The 16159-nt window shown below is 44.2% G+C and carries 18 protein-coding genes and 1 riboswitch; of the genes, 5 read left to right on the top strand and 13 right to left on the bottom strand.

Going from position 1 to position 16159, the window contains the following annotated elements; all coding sequences use genetic code 11:
- Nucleotides 1-15 precede the first annotated feature (15 nt).
- A complete protein-coding gene (locus tag ABUE36_RS12205) occupies nt 16-936 on the bottom strand; it encodes an IS30-like element ISLsa1 family transposase (RefSeq protein ID WP_011373852.1) in 921 nt (306 codons plus the stop codon).
- A gap of 167 nt (nt 937-1103) precedes the next feature.
- Here ABUE36_RS12205 and ABUE36_RS12200 point away from each other — a divergent pair, with 167 nt between their 5' ends.
- Nucleotides 1104-1541 (top strand): hypothetical protein, encoded by a 438-nt coding sequence (locus ABUE36_RS12200; RefSeq protein WP_421016813.1) that lies wholly within the window; start codon nt 1104-1106, stop codon nt 1539-1541.
- Nucleotides 1542-2010: 469 nt separating this feature from the next.
- Here ABUE36_RS12200 and istB read toward each other — a convergent pair whose 3' ends face one another.
- The 3 genes from istB to ABUE36_RS12185 all read right to left on the bottom strand — a co-directional run bounded on the left by istB (nt 2011) and on the right by ABUE36_RS12185 (nt 4503).
- Complete coding sequence (gene istB / locus ABUE36_RS12195; RefSeq protein WP_014386885.1) at nt 2011-2748, bottom strand: IS21-like element helper ATPase IstB; 738 nt, start codon at nt 2746-2748, stop codon at nt 2011-2013.
- A 9-nt stretch (nt 2749-2757) separates the two neighbouring features.
- A complete protein-coding gene (istA, locus tag ABUE36_RS12190) occupies nt 2758-3981 on the bottom strand; it encodes an IS21 family transposase (protein WP_003555353.1) in 1224 nt (407 codons plus the stop codon).
- A 99-nt stretch (nt 3982-4080) separates the two neighbouring features.
- Nucleotides 4081-4503, bottom strand: coding sequence for a Fic family protein (locus ABUE36_RS12185; RefSeq protein ID WP_421016812.1), 423 nt, complete (start codon nt 4501-4503; stop codon nt 4081-4083).
- A 93-nt stretch (nt 4504-4596) separates the two neighbouring features.
- On the opposite strand from ABUE36_RS12185, the gene ABUE36_RS12180 reads away from it, so the two are divergent.
- The gene (locus ABUE36_RS12180; RefSeq protein WP_011373852.1) at nt 4597-5517 is read left to right on the top strand and encodes an IS30-like element ISLsa1 family transposase; all 921 of its coding nucleotides are present in this window, start codon (nt 4597-4599) and stop codon (nt 5515-5517) included.
- Here ABUE36_RS12180 and ABUE36_RS12175 read toward each other — a convergent pair.
- The 8 genes from ABUE36_RS12175 to ABUE36_RS12140 all read right to left on the bottom strand — a co-directional run bounded on the left by ABUE36_RS12175 (nt 5514) and on the right by ABUE36_RS12140 (nt 12791).
- Entirely contained in the window at nt 5514-5957 is a 444-nt protein-coding gene (locus ABUE36_RS12175; protein ID WP_421016811.1) for a hypothetical protein, read from the bottom strand. The two genes, ABUE36_RS12180 and ABUE36_RS12175, sit on opposite strands and share 4 nt — an antisense overlap.
- 98 nt (nt 5958-6055) lie before the next feature.
- A complete protein-coding gene (locus ABUE36_RS12170; protein WP_421016810.1) occupies nt 6056-6712 on the bottom strand; it encodes an energy-coupling factor transporter transmembrane component T family protein in 657 nt (218 codons plus the stop codon).
- A complete protein-coding gene (locus ABUE36_RS12165; protein WP_161001818.1) occupies nt 6709-8130 on the bottom strand; it encodes an ABC transporter ATP-binding protein in 1422 nt (473 codons plus the stop codon). Before ABUE36_RS12165 ends, ABUE36_RS12170 begins: the two co-directional genes overlap by 4 nt.
- A 38-nt stretch (nt 8131-8168) precedes the next feature.
- On the bottom strand, nt 8169-8753 hold the full coding sequence (locus ABUE36_RS12160; RefSeq protein ID WP_161001819.1) for an ECF transporter S component: 585 nt from the start codon (nt 8751-8753) through the stop codon (nt 8169-8171).
- A gap of 134 nt (nt 8754-8887) precedes the next feature.
- Nucleotides 8888-8977, bottom strand: a riboswitch (TPP riboswitch).
- A 120-nt stretch (nt 8978-9097) separates the two neighbouring features.
- Nucleotides 9098-9706 (bottom strand): ECF transporter S component, encoded by a 609-nt coding sequence (locus ABUE36_RS12155; RefSeq protein ID WP_161001820.1) that lies wholly within the window; start codon nt 9704-9706, stop codon nt 9098-9100.
- Nucleotides 9707-9756: 50 nt separating this feature from the next.
- Entirely contained in the window at nt 9757-10074 is a 318-nt protein-coding gene (locus tag ABUE36_RS12150) for a DUF4870 domain-containing protein (RefSeq protein WP_017261522.1), read from the bottom strand.
- 689 nt (nt 10075-10763) lie between these two features.
- Nucleotides 10764-11735 carry a nucleoside hydrolase gene (locus ABUE36_RS12145; protein WP_161001821.1) on the bottom strand — a complete coding sequence of 324 codons (972 nt, stop codon included), beginning with the start codon at nt 11733-11735 and terminating at the stop codon, nt 10764-10766.
- A 156-nt stretch (nt 11736-11891) separates the two neighbouring features.
- Nucleotides 11892-12791 (bottom strand): LysR family transcriptional regulator, encoded by a 900-nt coding sequence (locus ABUE36_RS12140; RefSeq protein ID WP_421016809.1) that lies wholly within the window; start codon nt 12789-12791, stop codon nt 11892-11894.
- Nucleotides 12792-12959: 168 nt separating this feature from the next.
- On the opposite strand from ABUE36_RS12140, the gene ABUE36_RS12135 reads away from it, so the two are divergent.
- From ABUE36_RS12135 to ABUE36_RS12125, 3 genes are all read left to right on the top strand, one after another.
- A complete protein-coding gene (locus ABUE36_RS12135; RefSeq protein WP_161001823.1) occupies nt 12960-13841 on the top strand; it encodes an alpha/beta fold hydrolase in 882 nt (293 codons plus the stop codon).
- A gap of 120 nt (nt 13842-13961) precedes the next feature.
- Complete coding sequence (locus ABUE36_RS12130; RefSeq protein WP_421016808.1) at nt 13962-14534, top strand: hypothetical protein; 573 nt, start codon at nt 13962-13964, stop codon at nt 14532-14534.
- Nucleotides 14535-14539: 5 nt separating this feature from the next.
- On the top strand, nt 14540-15142 hold the full coding sequence (locus ABUE36_RS12125; RefSeq protein WP_161001825.1) for a cadmium resistance transporter: 603 nt from the start codon (nt 14540-14542) through the stop codon (nt 15140-15142).
- Nucleotides 15143-15208: 66 nt separating this feature from the next.
- On the opposite strand, the gene ABUE36_RS12120 is transcribed toward ABUE36_RS12125, so the two are convergent.
- On the bottom strand, nt 15209-15859 hold the full coding sequence (locus tag ABUE36_RS12120; RefSeq protein ID WP_421016807.1) for a metal-dependent transcriptional regulator: 651 nt from the start codon (nt 15857-15859) through the stop codon (nt 15209-15211).
- Nucleotides 15860-16159 lie beyond the last annotated feature (300 nt).

The following is a 16159-nucleotide window of genomic DNA, read 5'->3' as shown; positions in this document are numbered from 1 at the left end:
AGGCAAATTACAAGTTTAATCCGAACAAGCCCGGAATCTTTCAATGGCAGTCTGTTGATGATGTATTTTTAATGGTCGTTGATTAATTAGTTCAAGTGCTGCTAGGATCTCATCAGTCGTTACTTGGCTAAAATTGGTCTTTTTCGGGAAGAACCAGCGTAACCGTCTATTAAAATATTCATTGGAACCTCGCTCCCATGGTGAATATGGATGGCAAAAATAAACTTTGATCTGATAATCCTGTTCTAAGGCCTGATAATTGGCAAACTCTTTACCATGATCAACAGTAATGGATTTTACTTGGGGACCGAAGGCCCCCATAAACTTGCCAAAGGCGGTGTTTAGAGCCTTAGCCGTTCTATTAGGGGCTTTGATGGCCCATAGAAGTCGGGTCTTACGTTCTACGAATGTAACCAGACATGATCGTGACTCACTTCGACTAGAAAGCACCGTATCTACTTCCCAATGACCAAAAGCTAATCGTTGATTAACAGTTGTTGGCCGTTGTTCGATGGAAGTCCCACTTGTAAATTTCCCACGATTTTCGCTCACTCGGTGCTGGCGGACATTCCGATTGGGTAGATCAGTCAATTTGAAGGGGAGCCAGCCACGATTAAGCCAATTATAAATTGACGCAGTGCTCAAGTTATAAGCGGCCGCAATGGTTTCTGGTGACCAGGTTAATCGTAAGTGATTGGTAATTAAAGTCGCTAATGCTGCCGTCAGCATCGAACGACGACCGCAATTCCGCCTTTTGCGATCTGCATCTTGCTGAGCTAATTCTGGATCATAAGGTTTAACCCGGTCCAACTCATAGCTAATCGTAGCTTTGGCGACGCCTAAGGCGTCAGCCATTACTTGGTAAGATTTATTCCCCTCATTGACCAGTTGTGCTAGTGCGCCACGTTGAAAACGTGATAAAGTAGATGTACCCAAAGTAATCACTCCCTATATTGGTTGGAATTAGCTACTACCATTGTAAGTGATTACTTTGGGCTTTTTAATTTCTGTTCGGATTAATTATAGAATTTGCCAAGATAAAATGTCCGCAGAAAAAGAGGGATAAAATCGAATATTTTAATTTTCTCGTGATTAATGCTCTAGTGGTGGCACTCTATCTGTTTCTTTGGGTAGCCATCGACCAACATTTGATCAGTCAGCACAATCGTAAACACAAAGCTCAAAAACAAACTGTGCGAGAATACTACAAGAAAATAAAGACGCTTGCTCCTCGACCAGTGTTTTCAATGTTTAGTAGACTGGCAAAGGTTTTAAGGATTTTGCTTGTTTTGTCAGTGGCAGTTGGCTTCCTTTTGCTTGACGCGCCGATGTCTGTACTTGTGGTGTGGGGATTATCAATTAATCTATTACTAATCGCGTATTTTGTAATCAGTTGGATAAACAGAACAAGGTTACGTAAAGCTGCAAGTACTATAACCACCGAGAGTATCTTTATTGAACCAGAAGCGTTGATTACAGCAGAATTCTTGGGAGAGATTGTGATTATCGTCTGTTTTTCGATTCTTATTCTGGCCTATTGATACGGTCAAAAATTTATTGTTAGTTTGAACGACAGTGAGTTTTCACGAAAAAAGAGCACCATGAACATCAGCGAGAGTTGGTGTTCATGGTGCTCTTTTTACAAAGAAAAAGGCCACTTTGTTTTCAAAGTAGTAAGGCATTTAAGCTAACTGATACTTAGTCCCACGGGATCGACCAGACATTTTAACCGAGTGAGCATCAACGAGTTGCCTCAGTGTACGTTCGATCGTTTTCTGACTGTATTGAGGGACTGCATTCATAATTTGCTGCTTGTTAATGGGGATGAGTGCTTCTTGAAGAGCATTCATCACTAGTAATTGTGGCGTGAGGCGTTTGGGCTTAGTGGTTGAACGTGAATCGCGTTTAGGTGTGATTTTTTCGAAGTCAGTTGGTAAGGGCGTTAGCCGATTGTCAAGGGCAGTTTAAAAATGTAGGTTTTCGGCAGAAAGAAATGTAGGTTTTCGGCAGTTACTTGAGGCCACGTAATCGGTAAGATTTACCAGTGATCTTCACTACGTGAACATGATGAACCAAGCGATCGAGAATGGCTGCTGTCACAGTTGGGTTCTGGAAAATATCAACCCAAGCGGATAGATCACTATTGCTGGTAATGATCGTTGAATGCTTTTCATAGCGGGCATTGACTAGCTGAAATAAGAGGTTAGCTTCTTGGTGACCAATTGGCAAATACCCAATTTCATCAATAATTAATAGGTCATAGCGCGAATAGCGGCTTAGAGATCGATCAAGCAGTCCTTTTTCGTAAGCTGCTCTCAATCTAATCAACAGCTCATGACAATTAATAAAGAGAACCCGACAGCCCTGTTTACAGGCCTCAATCCCAATACTAATTGCCAAGTGGGTTTTACCGACTCCCGGATTGCCAATAAAGATTAAGTTTTCAGACTTTTCCATAAAAGCCAGATTCTGGAATTCCAGAACCTCTTGGCGATTCATACTGGGTTGAAAGCTAAAATCAAATGTATCTAGGGATTTTGTATTGGGGAACCGAGCACGGCCAATGGCCCGTGCAATCTGACCTTCGTGTCGATTCTGGAGTTCCGAATTAGTTAAATCAATTAGCGCCTCAGTTAATGACAGATTATCAGTGTGAATTTGATCAAGGTAATTCGGCAAGTATTCACGGATTTTGTTTAACCCTAAGCGCTCAAGATTATTTAAAAGAATTTGATTATTAGTGGTCATGGTAGCCTCCTATAAGTTGTCGTAATCAGTCATATGTTCACGAATGTAAGCTGAAATGTCTTCATCTGTCCGCCCTTTAAGCAAATCAGATTTGAGGATATTGAACTGATCTTGGGGGTCATAATTCAGCGAATTGGTAGTTATGGAGTGCGTACGAATTTCTTCTCCGTTATAATAAATGTGAATGCGCTGCTCATCATTGGAGATTTCAACAGCAACCGTACAACCAATGTATCGCGGATCTACTGAGTACTTACATTTGCGGAAATTGATCATGGCCTCCTTCGAAACGACACGGGTAATGTTTTCTTCGAAGTATGGTTCAAGGAGATTAACTGGAACGCGATGAAGGTACTCTTTTTCTTCGTCTAACCATTTCAGGTACGGGACTTCGTCCGTGGCCTGCGAAGTTTCATGATTTAGATCATCTCGGAGCATATGAACTAGTTCGATTAGCTCAGTTCCATCAGCAAATTCAGTATTGTATGGCCGTAAACGTTCAACCGTGCGAGCAAGGGCTTCAACTGCACCTTTAGTTTGTGGTCTGAATGGTCGACAAGCAATTGGTGTGAAACCGGCATCTTTACAGAATTCGTGGAACCGTTCGTTAAAGACAGCGTGGCCAAACTGGGATTTTGTATGATCCACAACGGTTTTCATATTATCAAACCAGATTTCCGTCGGAATACCTCCGGTATGAAGGAAAGCGTCGTGTAAGCAAGAAAAGAGGGTATCTTGGCTCCGATCAAAGGTTAGTGTCATATATTTGAGTTTTGAATAAGGCAATACATACAAGAAAATATTGAATTTAAACAGCTCACCCTCGCTGCTCACTAGGGCCATTTCTTCTTTCCAGTCAACTTGAGCAGAGAGACCAGGGGAATGTTCAATCCGAATGGTAGCTTTCTTAACTCGTTCTCGGCGGGTTTGGCGACAATAATCTTTCACGAGGGTATAGCTGCCGGTAAAGCCCTTCTTCTGGATAAATTTAAAAATTGAAGCAGCCGAACAATTTAGTTCAAGCTTTGAATCGATGGTTTGCTTGAATGGATCCAGTAAACTTGGCCGTTTCGGTCGACCACTTGGTCGGCCCTTAAGTCCAGCTTTGACTTCCTCATAGGCTTTCTTAACGGTTCGATAATCAACATTATATTGCCGGGCAATCTCGGCGAAGTTAGGCTTAATATTTTCAGTCACGTAAATCGTCACTCCTTCTCTTAAATCACGTCTCACATCAAATTCCTCCTACACTCTGATGTGATTCATGATACAAAAAATGTAGGAAAACCAACAGTTCTAACCTGCCGTTTTCCTACATTTTACGGGTGCCTTTTACAGCCGATCGTGAAAATCTCGATATGTCTGAAGAACAACACTCAGGAAAAAATTGATAAAGGGACCATAATTATTGCTGTTCTCCGACCAACCAACGGTGCTCTCTTGCAAGATAGCGTAGTAAGCGTCTTTTTGTTCTTCAATTAATTTTTCCAAACTGATGAATTGGCCGACTGTAAAACCAGCTCGCGATAACGTTAATAGCATCAGTAGGCGAGACATTCGACCATTACCGTCTCGAAATGGATGAATGGTCACGAAATCAAATGTAAATGCGGCGCAAAGTAATAGGACGGGCAATTTGCTTTGGTCGACCGTCCCTGAAAATTGTTGACATAATTCATCAACTAAATTTGGGGTCAAATGCGCGGCCGGTGGATTGAAACGGACAGTGGTCTCGCCATTTTCAGTGGTTGGCAAATTCTATAATTAATCCGAACAGAAATTAAAAAGCCCAAAGTAATCACTTACAATGGTAGTAGCTAATTCCAACCAATATAGGGAGTGATTACTTTGGGTACATCTACTTTATCACGTTTTCAACGTGGCGCACTAGCACAACTGGTCAATGAGGGGAATAAATCTTACCAAGTAATGGCTGACGCCTTAGGCGTCGCCAAAGCTACGATTAGCTATGAGTTGGACCGGGTTAAACCTTATGATCCAGAATTAGCTCAGCAAGATGCAGATCGCAAAAGGCGGAATTGCGGTCGTCGTTCGATGCTGACGGCAGCATTAGCGACTTTAATTACCAATCACTTACGATTAACCTGGTCACCAGAAACCATTGCGGCCGCTTATAACTTGAGCACTGCGTCAATTTATAATTGGCTTAATCGTGGCTGGCTCCCCTTCAAATTGACTGATCTACCCAATCGGAATGTCCGCCAGCACCGAGTGAGCGAAAATCGTGGGAAATTTACAAGTGGGACTTCCATCGAACAACGGCCAACAACTGTTAATCAACGATTAGCTTTTGGTCATTGGGAAGTAGATACGGTGCTTTCTAGTCGAAGTGAGTCACGATCATGTCTGGTTACATTCGTAGAACGTAAGACCCGACTTCTATGGGCCATCAAAGCCCCTAATAGAACGGCTAAGGCTCTAAACACCGCCTTTGGCAAGTTTATGGGGGCCTTCGGTCCCCAAGTAAAATCCATTACTGTTGATCATGGTAAAGAGTTTGCCAATTATCAGGCCTTAGAACAGGATTATCAGATCAAAGTTTATTTTTGCCATCCATATTCACCATGGGAGCGAGGTTCCAATGAATATTTTAATAGACGGTTACGCTGGTTCTTCCCGAAAAAGACCAATTTTAGCCAAGTAACGACTGATGAGATCCTAGCAGCACTTGAACTAATTAATCAACGACCATTAAAAATACATCATCAACAGACTGCCATTGAAAGATTCCGGGCTTGTTCGGATTAAACTTGTAATTTGCCGGTTTCAAGAACTTGATTATTAATATCTTTGAAATGACCGCCCCATGAATCTTCAGTGAGGCGAAAAAGGTGTTTATGAAGTGTAAGGATATTTGAAGTAGTGAGATTGATTTCTCGAAAATTGGTGTGAATGAGATTTAAAACATCTCGATAGCCAGAAATCTCAGCTTCAGATCGATTTTGTGGCGTCGTTGTTTGGGATACTAGTTTTTTAAGACGTGTTTGACTGGTGTAAATGCCTTCAATTCGATTGGAAGCATCCGTACTTTCAATCTTCGCAACCTTGGTCATTCTTGTCATGACAGCCGGATTCTTTAAACGAAGGTTGGCCATTTGACCACGAAGCTCATAAATTTGGTTCATTTTATTGACCATTTCAGGGGTTAAAACGAGGTTATTGAGTGTGTCGTAATCAAATTTTTTCATAATCGCCCTTTCTTTATCTATGTCATTTTATGCTAATTGACATCGAAAGTACGAGAAAAGACCACTGATTTTAGTGGTCTTTTCTCGTAGCGATTATGCTATTTAAGCGGACTGAATAAAATTGCCTGTAACCCAACAATACTAATCACCGTTACGACATAATTCCACCAGGGAATCCGAATAACGGTCCGGTGTGTGCGTGGGGCATTCTCGGTAAAACCGTGTGACGTCATGGCTTCAGCGAGATTCTCCGACCAGTTAAGAGCGGCGACGATTGACTTGAAAAGCAACTGTGGTGACCAGAAGTGAAGATCGATGCCACGCATTTGTGCGCTGGCACGGATGATTTTAACTTCACTGCGAATCTTTGGCACAAAGTTAAAGGCACCAAGCATGCCATAGACAAACGTTGTGGGAATGTGTGCGTTTTGCTCAAGTGAGGCTAGCGTCTTTTCTGTTGTTGTGGAGAAGGTGAATAATCCGCCAAGAAAAGCATACGCATAAATCCGCGTTGCCATTACCCAGGCAAAATGGACGCTCTGAGCCGTTGAAAAGTAACGGATGGAGAACCAGATGCCGACTGCTGGAATTAAGGGAACAAGCAGCAATCGAACATAAGAGAGAAGCGGTGCACGATGCCACAACATGACCAAAACAGAAATAGTGATGATAACGACGTTTGCCCAAATGACTGAAGTGAAGGAGATTTCTACACCGACAAAGAGTACAAGACATAATAAAATTGTTGGATTCATAGGCGTGCCTCGTAACTAAGTTGATGGTTGTTCAGATGAAGATGATAGTCTGCATATTGACTGACATCAGTGAGTTGATGTGTAATCATCAACACTGTATGATGCTCTTCCGTTACAGCATGACGTAATAGTTTAAGGATGGTGTGAGCGGAAACCAAGTCTAGCCCAGTCAGCGGTTCATCTAACAACAGTGTGGGGACATCCATAATCAACATCAGTAAGACCTGTAATTTTTTCTTTTGCCCTTCGCTTAATGAGTAAACGACCTGATCATCGCGACCAGATAAATCTAGTGAAGCCAATGTCGCGTTAATACGATTTTGCGTCCAAGCTGCGGTTTGCTGATATTTAAGGCTGAGCGCAATTTCTTCCGCTACGGTAATGGTCAGAAACTGACTTGCGGCTTGTTGAAAGACGAGAGCAACGTGTTGCGCGTATTTTCGGGCGCGCAGTTTGCTGATTTCCTGACCTTGCCATTGGAGAGAACCGGTGTAAGTTTGTAATTTCACCAGTGCATCAAACAGCGTTGATTTGCCCGTGCCGTTTGCCCCAGTGAGCACAACGAATTTGCCTTGGGGGATGTTCAGGCTGGCATCGTGAATCAGTGGTGTTTGGTGGCTCACTGTGAAGCTATCTAGCGTGAACTCAGGCGATAGTTCAGCGGCTGGTAGGGCAATGGGCGCAGGCTGATGTTGGCGCTGTTCAAAAGCGGCGAATCTTGTCTGTGCTTCACCAGCGTCAGCTTGATGGACTTGGTGACGTTCACCGTCAAAAATATACAGTTGATCAATGAGTGGTTCATAATCGGATAAATCGTGGTCTGCGACAATGATTGTTTTATGGTATTTTTTCACTAATGTGGTCAGTTGCGTTAACAGAAATAAACGTGCATCTGGGTCAATGTTGGCAAACGGCTCGTCTAATAGGATGACCTCAGCGTTCAGCGCGACAATCACAGCAAGGGAGACCTTTTGTTGCTCTCCACCGGATAATGAGGTGAACTTTCGGTCAGCGAAATCCGTGACGCCGGCAAACGTCAGTGCGTCATTAACCCGAGCGTCCATTAAGTCGGCGGGAACTTGCAAGTTTTCAAGCGTAAAAATTAACTCATTGCGTGGCGTTTCCATCGCAAATTGTTGACTTGGATTCTGGAACATCATCGCAACCACTTGAGCGCGTTTGGAAGCTGGCAAATCGACTACTGGCTGATCATTAACTGTGATAGTTCCGGTCGCTTCGCCCATAAAAGCGGGATATAATCCGACAATCAGTTTGAGCAGCGTGGACTTTCCAGTGCCAGACGGACCCGTCAGCAGGTTAAAGGTGCCGTCATCAAACGCTAAGTTTTGGTGCTCAATGACCGGCGGTAATGTGGTTTCATAGTGAAATGTAACATCGTTCAAATTAATCTTTGACATGCAGACAAGCTCTTTTTCTTAAGAATTAGCGGTGCTTATTAGGCGTGACGACGGTCTAATAAATGTGACCGGTCAAGCAGCTTTGTGACTGCAGAAACCAGCAGGGCGCCGAAGACCCACATGGAAATGAAGCGGGTGATAAACAAGGCGACAATCATCCACGGATGATAAGCGGCGTAACCGGAACGAACCAAGTCCCAAGCAAACGTCACGATCGCGGTCGTCAGGGCAGATAGCGATAAACTTGCCATGTCATAACGGCGGTACAGGGTGAACGTAAATCCAAGTTCCGACCCGAAACCTTGAACAAAACCAGAAATCAGTGTACTTGGGCCCCATTGACCCCCGATAATGGCTTCAACGGCTGAGGCGAGAAGCTCGCCAATCGTTGCTGCACCAACCTTTTGCAACATGAATGCTGCCAGCGGACCGGCCATCGTCCACAGGCCCAACAGAATGTCGTTTGCAAACGGCGCCATACCAAGTGGCGTTAGAGCTAGTGTCAGTCCGTTGTACAGAAAGCCTGTGACAAAGAAAATAATCCCCATAAAAATGGATGTAATGGTGATCAAAATGACATCGCGTAAATGCCACCGGTTAGAATGTGCTGCTTTTTGTTGCATTGTCTTTCCCTCCGTGTTGAGGATGCTGCTTGCCCGCAAAATAACCCGATGATTGCAAAAAAAGACCTCTCACAATCGTCGAGCCTGATGTGAGAGGTCGTATTTCCGTATTGTAAATAACCCGTTTTTACACGGATTCCGGTTACGTATCTCCCTTCGCCGGTATTAACCGGATCAGGTTCAATGGGTTTTATCTCAGCCAAATGGCACCCCAGATATAATGTTATTACGCAATTATCTTAGCTGAAACCGGTTCATATTTCAAATGAAACCTTAGTGAGAAGTTGACCGCTGGCGTTTGAAAACAAGTTTATGTTTAGTCAGCAAACAAACGTAGTGATTAATTAGCGTGAGCGGCGAACGGCTAAAATGGCTCCACCGATGATTGGCACAATAATGACGCCGGCAATCATTTCCGCAATTCCATTGACGCCAACCAGTGATAATAAAATCCACGTGAAGGTGCCACTGTGTGGAATTCCGGGAAAGTAGATGTGGAACATCACGATGGTAATCCATGAGAAAACAACAACTAATGCCGTGTTGGTAAATGAAGCCATGAAGCCTGACAAAGTTAATGCCCAACCACGATGTTGTCGTTTGACCGCCAATTCTTGAAAAATGTACCCAACGACGATTCCAATCATCACTCGTGGCAAAATCGCGGTGACAGGATTACGAAATAGAAAGGCACCGAGATTGTAGACTGTCGTCCAAGCCTGAATGAGTGACGCTAGGCCCCAGACGCCACCGATAAGACCGCCCCACCATGGACCCATGACAATTGCGGCAATTGCAACGGTAAACTGAATGATTGAAATTTGAATGCCCAGTGCAGTGAGTCCCAAGGGAATGTAACCTAAAAAGGGCACCAAAACCTGAACAATGATAATCGCAATAAACAACGCAGCCAACACGAGGTTGCGGGTATTTGTGCTTGAACTTGATTTCATATGGTTAGCCTCTCGGATAAAAGTTTAGTCCTCAGTCGTTGATGAACAGTCTAGTCGAGCAGGACACGAATGCCCATGACGATGTTATAAAACCACAATACTAATGATGCAAGACCAAATGCTCCAATAAAAAGGAGTGTTAACCAACCCATCCCAGCGTTTGGTCCGATGGTTAGGCCGTAAACAGCCACGAAGAAGAAAATTCCGAAAGCCATCAGTGTTGGCAATAACTGTGTCCAGAAGGCACGTGCGGCATGTGTTGTTACATCGCGTTGACCAGCGGCTGCAATCCAAACAACTAGTGGAAATAAAACGGGTAGAAATAGAATGCTTAGGTAACTGAGGGCACTTAAAATTTTATGTGTCATGATACCGCTCCTGTATTGATAAAATTAATACTTTTATTTTACGCTATCCCGTTTGATCACGCCAAAAGTTTTGTTCAGAATTGACCGTCTACGAGATAGTGGAGCACTGGCGACTACGGCCGTCAATATTGATATGCTCCGCCGTGGGACCGGTTCAAGCCTTCTGAAAACCAAAGTCTTTCACCTCGCCACAAAGCCTCGTGGAAACCCGAGTCTCTGCGACCGTCCCAACCTAAATTCGGAAAACCACCGAATTAACGTTACCTTCACGGTTCGGTATCAATATTGACGCCTACGTCTAACGTGGTCGAAATTTCTGCATGGACGGCATTTAATTCCCGGCGCCGTTTTTCTTGAAATTTCTTGTTGGTATTTTAGCGCTTCACTAGCGAAGTGAAGCTGATTGAAAACAGAGTTCCGTGTCGACAACACTTAGCGGCATGAACTGGGGCCGCTTAGTGTTGTGGGACGACTTCTGAGACGAACTGTGGCTCAGAATCGAAGGTGAAAACTGCTGGTTTTGCAGGTTGAACCTGGTCCCATGGAACGGCGTTTTCAATCGGCGTAACGGCGGTGAGCTGTTTAAAGCTACAGTTTCATAGGAAGATGTGCGAGAAAAAAACGACTCCGCCAATTGAGGGGGAGTCGTTTCGGATATTTAATATCGCACAAGGCAATGTTAGTTAATTTTAGTGTTTGGCGAACAAGTTTGTTAACAAGTCCATGAAGTGGGCGAGGTAACGTTCCTTGTCGACATCCACAGCAACCTTCATGTTGGTTGTTGGGTCGTTCAAACGTGCAGTGTCACCGATTGTACGGCCAACATCGGCAGGGTTAGCTGGGTCATCATGAGTAACTTTCATGTTCAAATCGATCAACTTAGCATAGCTAGGATCGATGGCAACACCAACGGCCAATGGGTCATGAATGGCACAACCGTTTTTGTCGATGTCCAAGTTGTAGTAAGCGTCGATGTAGTAGTCGGTAATGTCGGCATACTTTTCACCGGCAACTGTACCTAAGTCACGCCATTGTTGTGTTTCTTTCTTCGTTAACAATGTCCGCAGCGTAACATCCAAGCCAACCATTGTGGACTTCAATGGTGAACGGAAGACACGGTCGGCAGCGGCTGGATCTTGGTTAATGTTAGCTTCCGTGAAGGCCGTAACGTTACCAGGAACTGTCAAAGCACCACCCATAAAGGTCATGTTACCAATTAACTTGGCGATTTCAGGGTCCTTAGTGATGGCTGCATCCAAGTTGGTTTGTGGGCCAGTTGGAACCAGAATCAAGTTGTCACCATATTTGTGAGCAGCGTCGATGATGAAATCAACTGCTCCTTCGGATTCAACGGCACGTTTTGCCTTTGGTACCTTAACTTCACCAATTCCGTTGACACCGTGAATCTTTTGACTGATTTCCATCACGTCAAAGTGATCCGTGGTGCTTGAATGTGATTCACCCAAGAAGACAGGCACATCAGTGGCACCCAGTAATTCCAATAGATCCAGTGAGTTTTCAGCTGATTTATCAACCAGTACGTTTCCGTATGATGAAACGATCCCAATCAGATCAACTTCTGGTGAAGCAACCGCATAAGCAATAGCCAGGGCATCGTCAACACCAGTGTCCAAATCAAGAATCATTTTCTTTGTAGCCATCTTGTAACCCCCGAAAAATAAGATTTAACACTGTGAAAGTGTCTATTTACACTCTCAATAATAGACGAATGAAAGCCCTTACTCAAGCCCTACCGTTCATTTCTCATTTTCTTATTAAGTTAGTCCAGGCCAAATGCGGATAGACCAGTGACAAGGTTAATCAATATCAGTAGCAGGGATAGCGGTTGGTAGCTGGCTTTTGATGGTCTGAACCATTTGCTCAACAGCGGCCGGGTGCCAATTTTTGCGGAACAATAGCTGAATGTGCAATTTTGTGGGAATGTTCGGGGTTAAACGTTTTAGCAACCCATTTGCTAATTCGTCCTGGATTACGAAATCTGGTAGAAAACTAAAGCCCAGACCAGCGCTTACGGTTTGCTTGATAGCTGCCAAACTCCAGACTTCCATCGTTTGCATATGCGTCTCGGGATATTGTTGATGGCGATACTGTTCAAACGCCTGTCGGTAGCCACATTGCTTTTCATTGATAACGAAGTGGGCTTGCGGTTGTGCCAAGATAGCTTTCAATGTGGTCGGCGCATTTCTTGCCGCAACGAGCGAACAACATTGTGCGCCTAAGTCAATGACTGATAATTGTGGATCTGGCTTAAATAATGGCCACAGCATTAGGGCAACGTCCGCTTGGTCGGATAGTAACAGTTTGCGGTTTTGAACACAGGTTGCATTGTTAATAGTGAGATTAACGAGGGGATTGCGGGCGGCAAAACCTTGCAGAACAGGATTCAAACCGTACAGCATTAACGATTCTGGGACCGACAAACGCAGTGAGCCACTCAGTTGATGAGGTGTTGCCAGATCAGTGACTTGTTGATAGTTCGCTAAAATGGCGTCGGCAAGGGGGACCAGTCGTTTGCCAGTTGGGGACAAACGTAGTGTCTTACCACGAAAAAGAAAGGGCGGTTCGCCAATGACACTGGCTAGTCGTTTCATTTGCGCAGTAATTGTTGACTGCGTGTAATTCAGTTCAGTAGCGGCAGCCGAGTAGCTACCAGTCGCCAAAATGATTTTAAATGTTCGAAAGTACTGAATATCCATAAGTTTTGCCTCCAGCGGTGACATGAAAGAGAACTATCACTTTTTTGTCCTTTTAGTGTGATTCAATATTTTCAATAGTTTAGTTTAAAAAGTTCAATTTTTATGAATGCTAATTTGTTCTTATACTAAATAAAAAGAGAACGTTGCGCAAGCTGGAGGCGATTTAGAATGGAAAGAATAATTGATACACAGAATCTGCACATGGCCGTTAACATCAGTGGTCCTAGTGATGGGCAGCCATTGATATTACTCCACGGCTGGCCGGACAGTTGGCACACTTGGGATGCAATGTTACTGATATTACACCAAGCGGGTTACCAGACGCTTGTTCCGTCACTGCGGGGATTTGGCCACACTCGCTTCCGACATGAACAAACGCGCCGGACCGGTAGCTTTTTCGCATTGGCTCAGGATATTAAGGATTTGATCGATGTCCTGCAATTGGGACAAGTATGCGTGATTGGTCAAGACTGGGGCGCGTTTACAGCGTTAATGATGAGCAACCTATGGGGGACGACCATTACTCGCAGTAGTGTAGTCCTCGCAGAGGGGTGGCAAACGTTTGGAAACTTATCCCTAGAGCAAATTCAAAATTTCTGGTACCAGTGGTTCATGACAACGGAACAGGGTGAGCGTTACGTGCGCAATCATCCATTAACATTTGCCGAACACATGTGGCAAGTGTGGAGTCCGCGCTACGTACTAACTGAGACCGACCGAGCTGACTTTAAAGAAACGTTTGCCAATCCAGATTGGGCAGTGGTGACGCTCGATATGTATCGGTCTCGCTGGGGGTATGCACCGACGGATGGACACTACGCACCGTTAGCTGAACGGTTACAACGAAATGATCGAATTTCAGTGCCAACGCTAAACATAATCGGTCAGGCCGATGGTTGCACTGATTATCATCAAGCTAGTTCAATGGCATCGTTTATGGATGGCCCATTCAAACAGGAATTGTGGCCGCAAGCGGGACACTTTCTTCAACGTGAACAATCAACGCGAGTCGCCAATGAAGCCATTCAGTGGTTTGAACACACTAAATAACGTAACTAGAAAATCGTGCTGTGACAAAATAACAAAATAATCATAGCCAATAAAAAAGATGGACGCGCTTGTCGAAAACCATAATAATGGAGAGGCAATTGACAAGGTGGGACATTCATCATGATGACAGTGATTTTGAGTTTACTATTATTAATTTATTTTATCCGTGGTCAGTTTGGGTTTGAACGCCCTAAACGCTGGCGCTACTGGTTAATTCCGATTTTTTCATTAATTATGTTTGGCGTAACGTTTAAATATAGCGGCGTCAACGTTATCATCGCGTTGGGGATGTTGATACTTGGTACCGTAATAGGTGTGTATCAAGGCCAATTTGCCACGATTCGTCCGATAAAAAAGTCAAATTTAGAAGATCGCGTGGAAGTACGTGGTGGGCTTCACTACCTCATCGGGTGGGCGTTGATTTTAGCAATTCAAGTGGTCGCTGAAGCGATTCTGAAACACGAGGAACTTGCCATTGCGGCGGTGTCTAAGGAAGCTTTTCAGGGTGTTATCGAGGAGCTATTCCCGGTTCGACGAATTCACGGCGGCGGTTGGTGGGTCCTGTGGGCATTGTCTGCTAGTTCCAGCCTGAGTTACACCTTAACTTTGGGACGTCGTTCACCGGCCTTCTGGGCAACGATTAAACGACATGCGCGACGTGACGAACGCCGTGCTGACCGGAAACGGATGTGATGAGCATGGCGTTGATATGGTCAGCAGTCGTGGCTTTTTTGGTCACGAATACAGATGATTTAATTCTGTTAATGTTGTTTTGGGGCATTGTGCGCACGGCCCGTGATCGGACAATCGTTATTGTTGGTCAGTATGCCGGGATTCTTTCGCTGGTTGCGGCCAGTTGGCTACTTAGTTTAGGTTTCATGACAGTCCCAACAAAGTGGGTCGGTTTATTGGGACTGCTACCGTTGGCTGTTGGGGTTGTCAATCTTTGGAAATGGTTCAAACGACCACAAGCCGTAACCGAAGCCACGGCGGAGGAAGCTAGTACTGTTTCCGCAATATCTGGCAAACTCTCCGTGGCATTGGTTTGGAGTGTGACCGTTGGTGACGGTGGGGACAATCTAAGTGTCTACATCCCGTTTTTTGTGCATCAACCATTATGGCGAATGGTCACAATTGTTTTCGTATTTATCGTGATGACGGCCCTTTGGTTATGGTTGAGTAACCGTTTGGTCCAAACGAAGGCTATCGCTCATGGTATTGAACGGTTTGGTACATGGTTGATTCCATGCCTGTTCATTATCATTGGTCTATTTATTATTTTAAGTAGCGGTTTATTTTAAAAAACTCAAAAGGCGATTTCAGCACGTTTTTGCGTGCTGAAATCGCCTTTTTGGAAAACTATTCAATTATAATTTATCAACGAAAATATTGTTGGCGGCCTTAAAACTGACATCAACAGTAGAACCATCGGCTTTTGCTAACGTCAACGGACCTTCAAACGGTGCATGACTTTTGATCGTGTACGTTTGCTCGATAGAGAAGTTGAGGCTTTCCAAGTAGTCCAGCAAGTCGTGGTTATCCACGAACCGCGCCAAACGAATCTTTGTGCCATCTGCAACTTCGTCCAGCGTTGTCCGACTGCCGACTTCGTAGTTACCGGCCTGATCAGGAATGGCACCACCATGTGGGCAGTGACCAGGGTGATCTAGAAAGGCATCAAGTGCGTCAATCATATGATCACTTGAGCTGTGTTCCAGTTTTTCCGCCTCTTGATGCACTGTTGCCAAAGTGTAGCCTAATTTTTGAAATAGGAAACACTCCCATAAACGGTGTTTACGAACCAGTTCCTCAGCTGCCTTACGACCAGACTTAGTTAGTGAGATCCCAGCGTAAGGTGTGTGTGACACCAACCGTTCTTCCACTAATTTATTGATCATTTCAGTAACTGACGCTGCCGTAATGTCGAGACTCAACGATAATTGTTTATTTGAAACTTTTCCAGAAACGCCACCTAATTCAAAAATCATTTTTAGGTAGTCTTCCTTCATAGGAGTCATTTTATTCCACCCGTTAATTTAATTTTGTGCGTTACAACATTTATAGCCCATTTACGCATAAATAACAAGTAAATGACGGCGAAGATAGAGAAAAAGTAAGTGGCGTCACAATTGGTTTTAAGCGATTTTTATATTGTTGAGTGATTGTCACAGTATAAGCATTTAAATTGTCTCTTATTAATGATTGCTTGATAATTATTATGTTGCAGATGGTTATCACTTCATAAGACAAGCGGCGTGCCCTTTGTCTTGCAGCATAGGTGCTCATAAGTTTAATTTGACTCACTCTTGAGCTGTCAT

This window comes from Furfurilactobacillus cerevisiae (assembly GCF_048961765.1).
GTDB lineage: Bacteria > Bacillota > Bacilli > Lactobacillales > Lactobacillaceae > Furfurilactobacillus > Furfurilactobacillus milii_A.
Note: the sequence above shows the minus strand (reverse complement) of the source record. Positions and strands in the feature narration are given on the sequence as shown.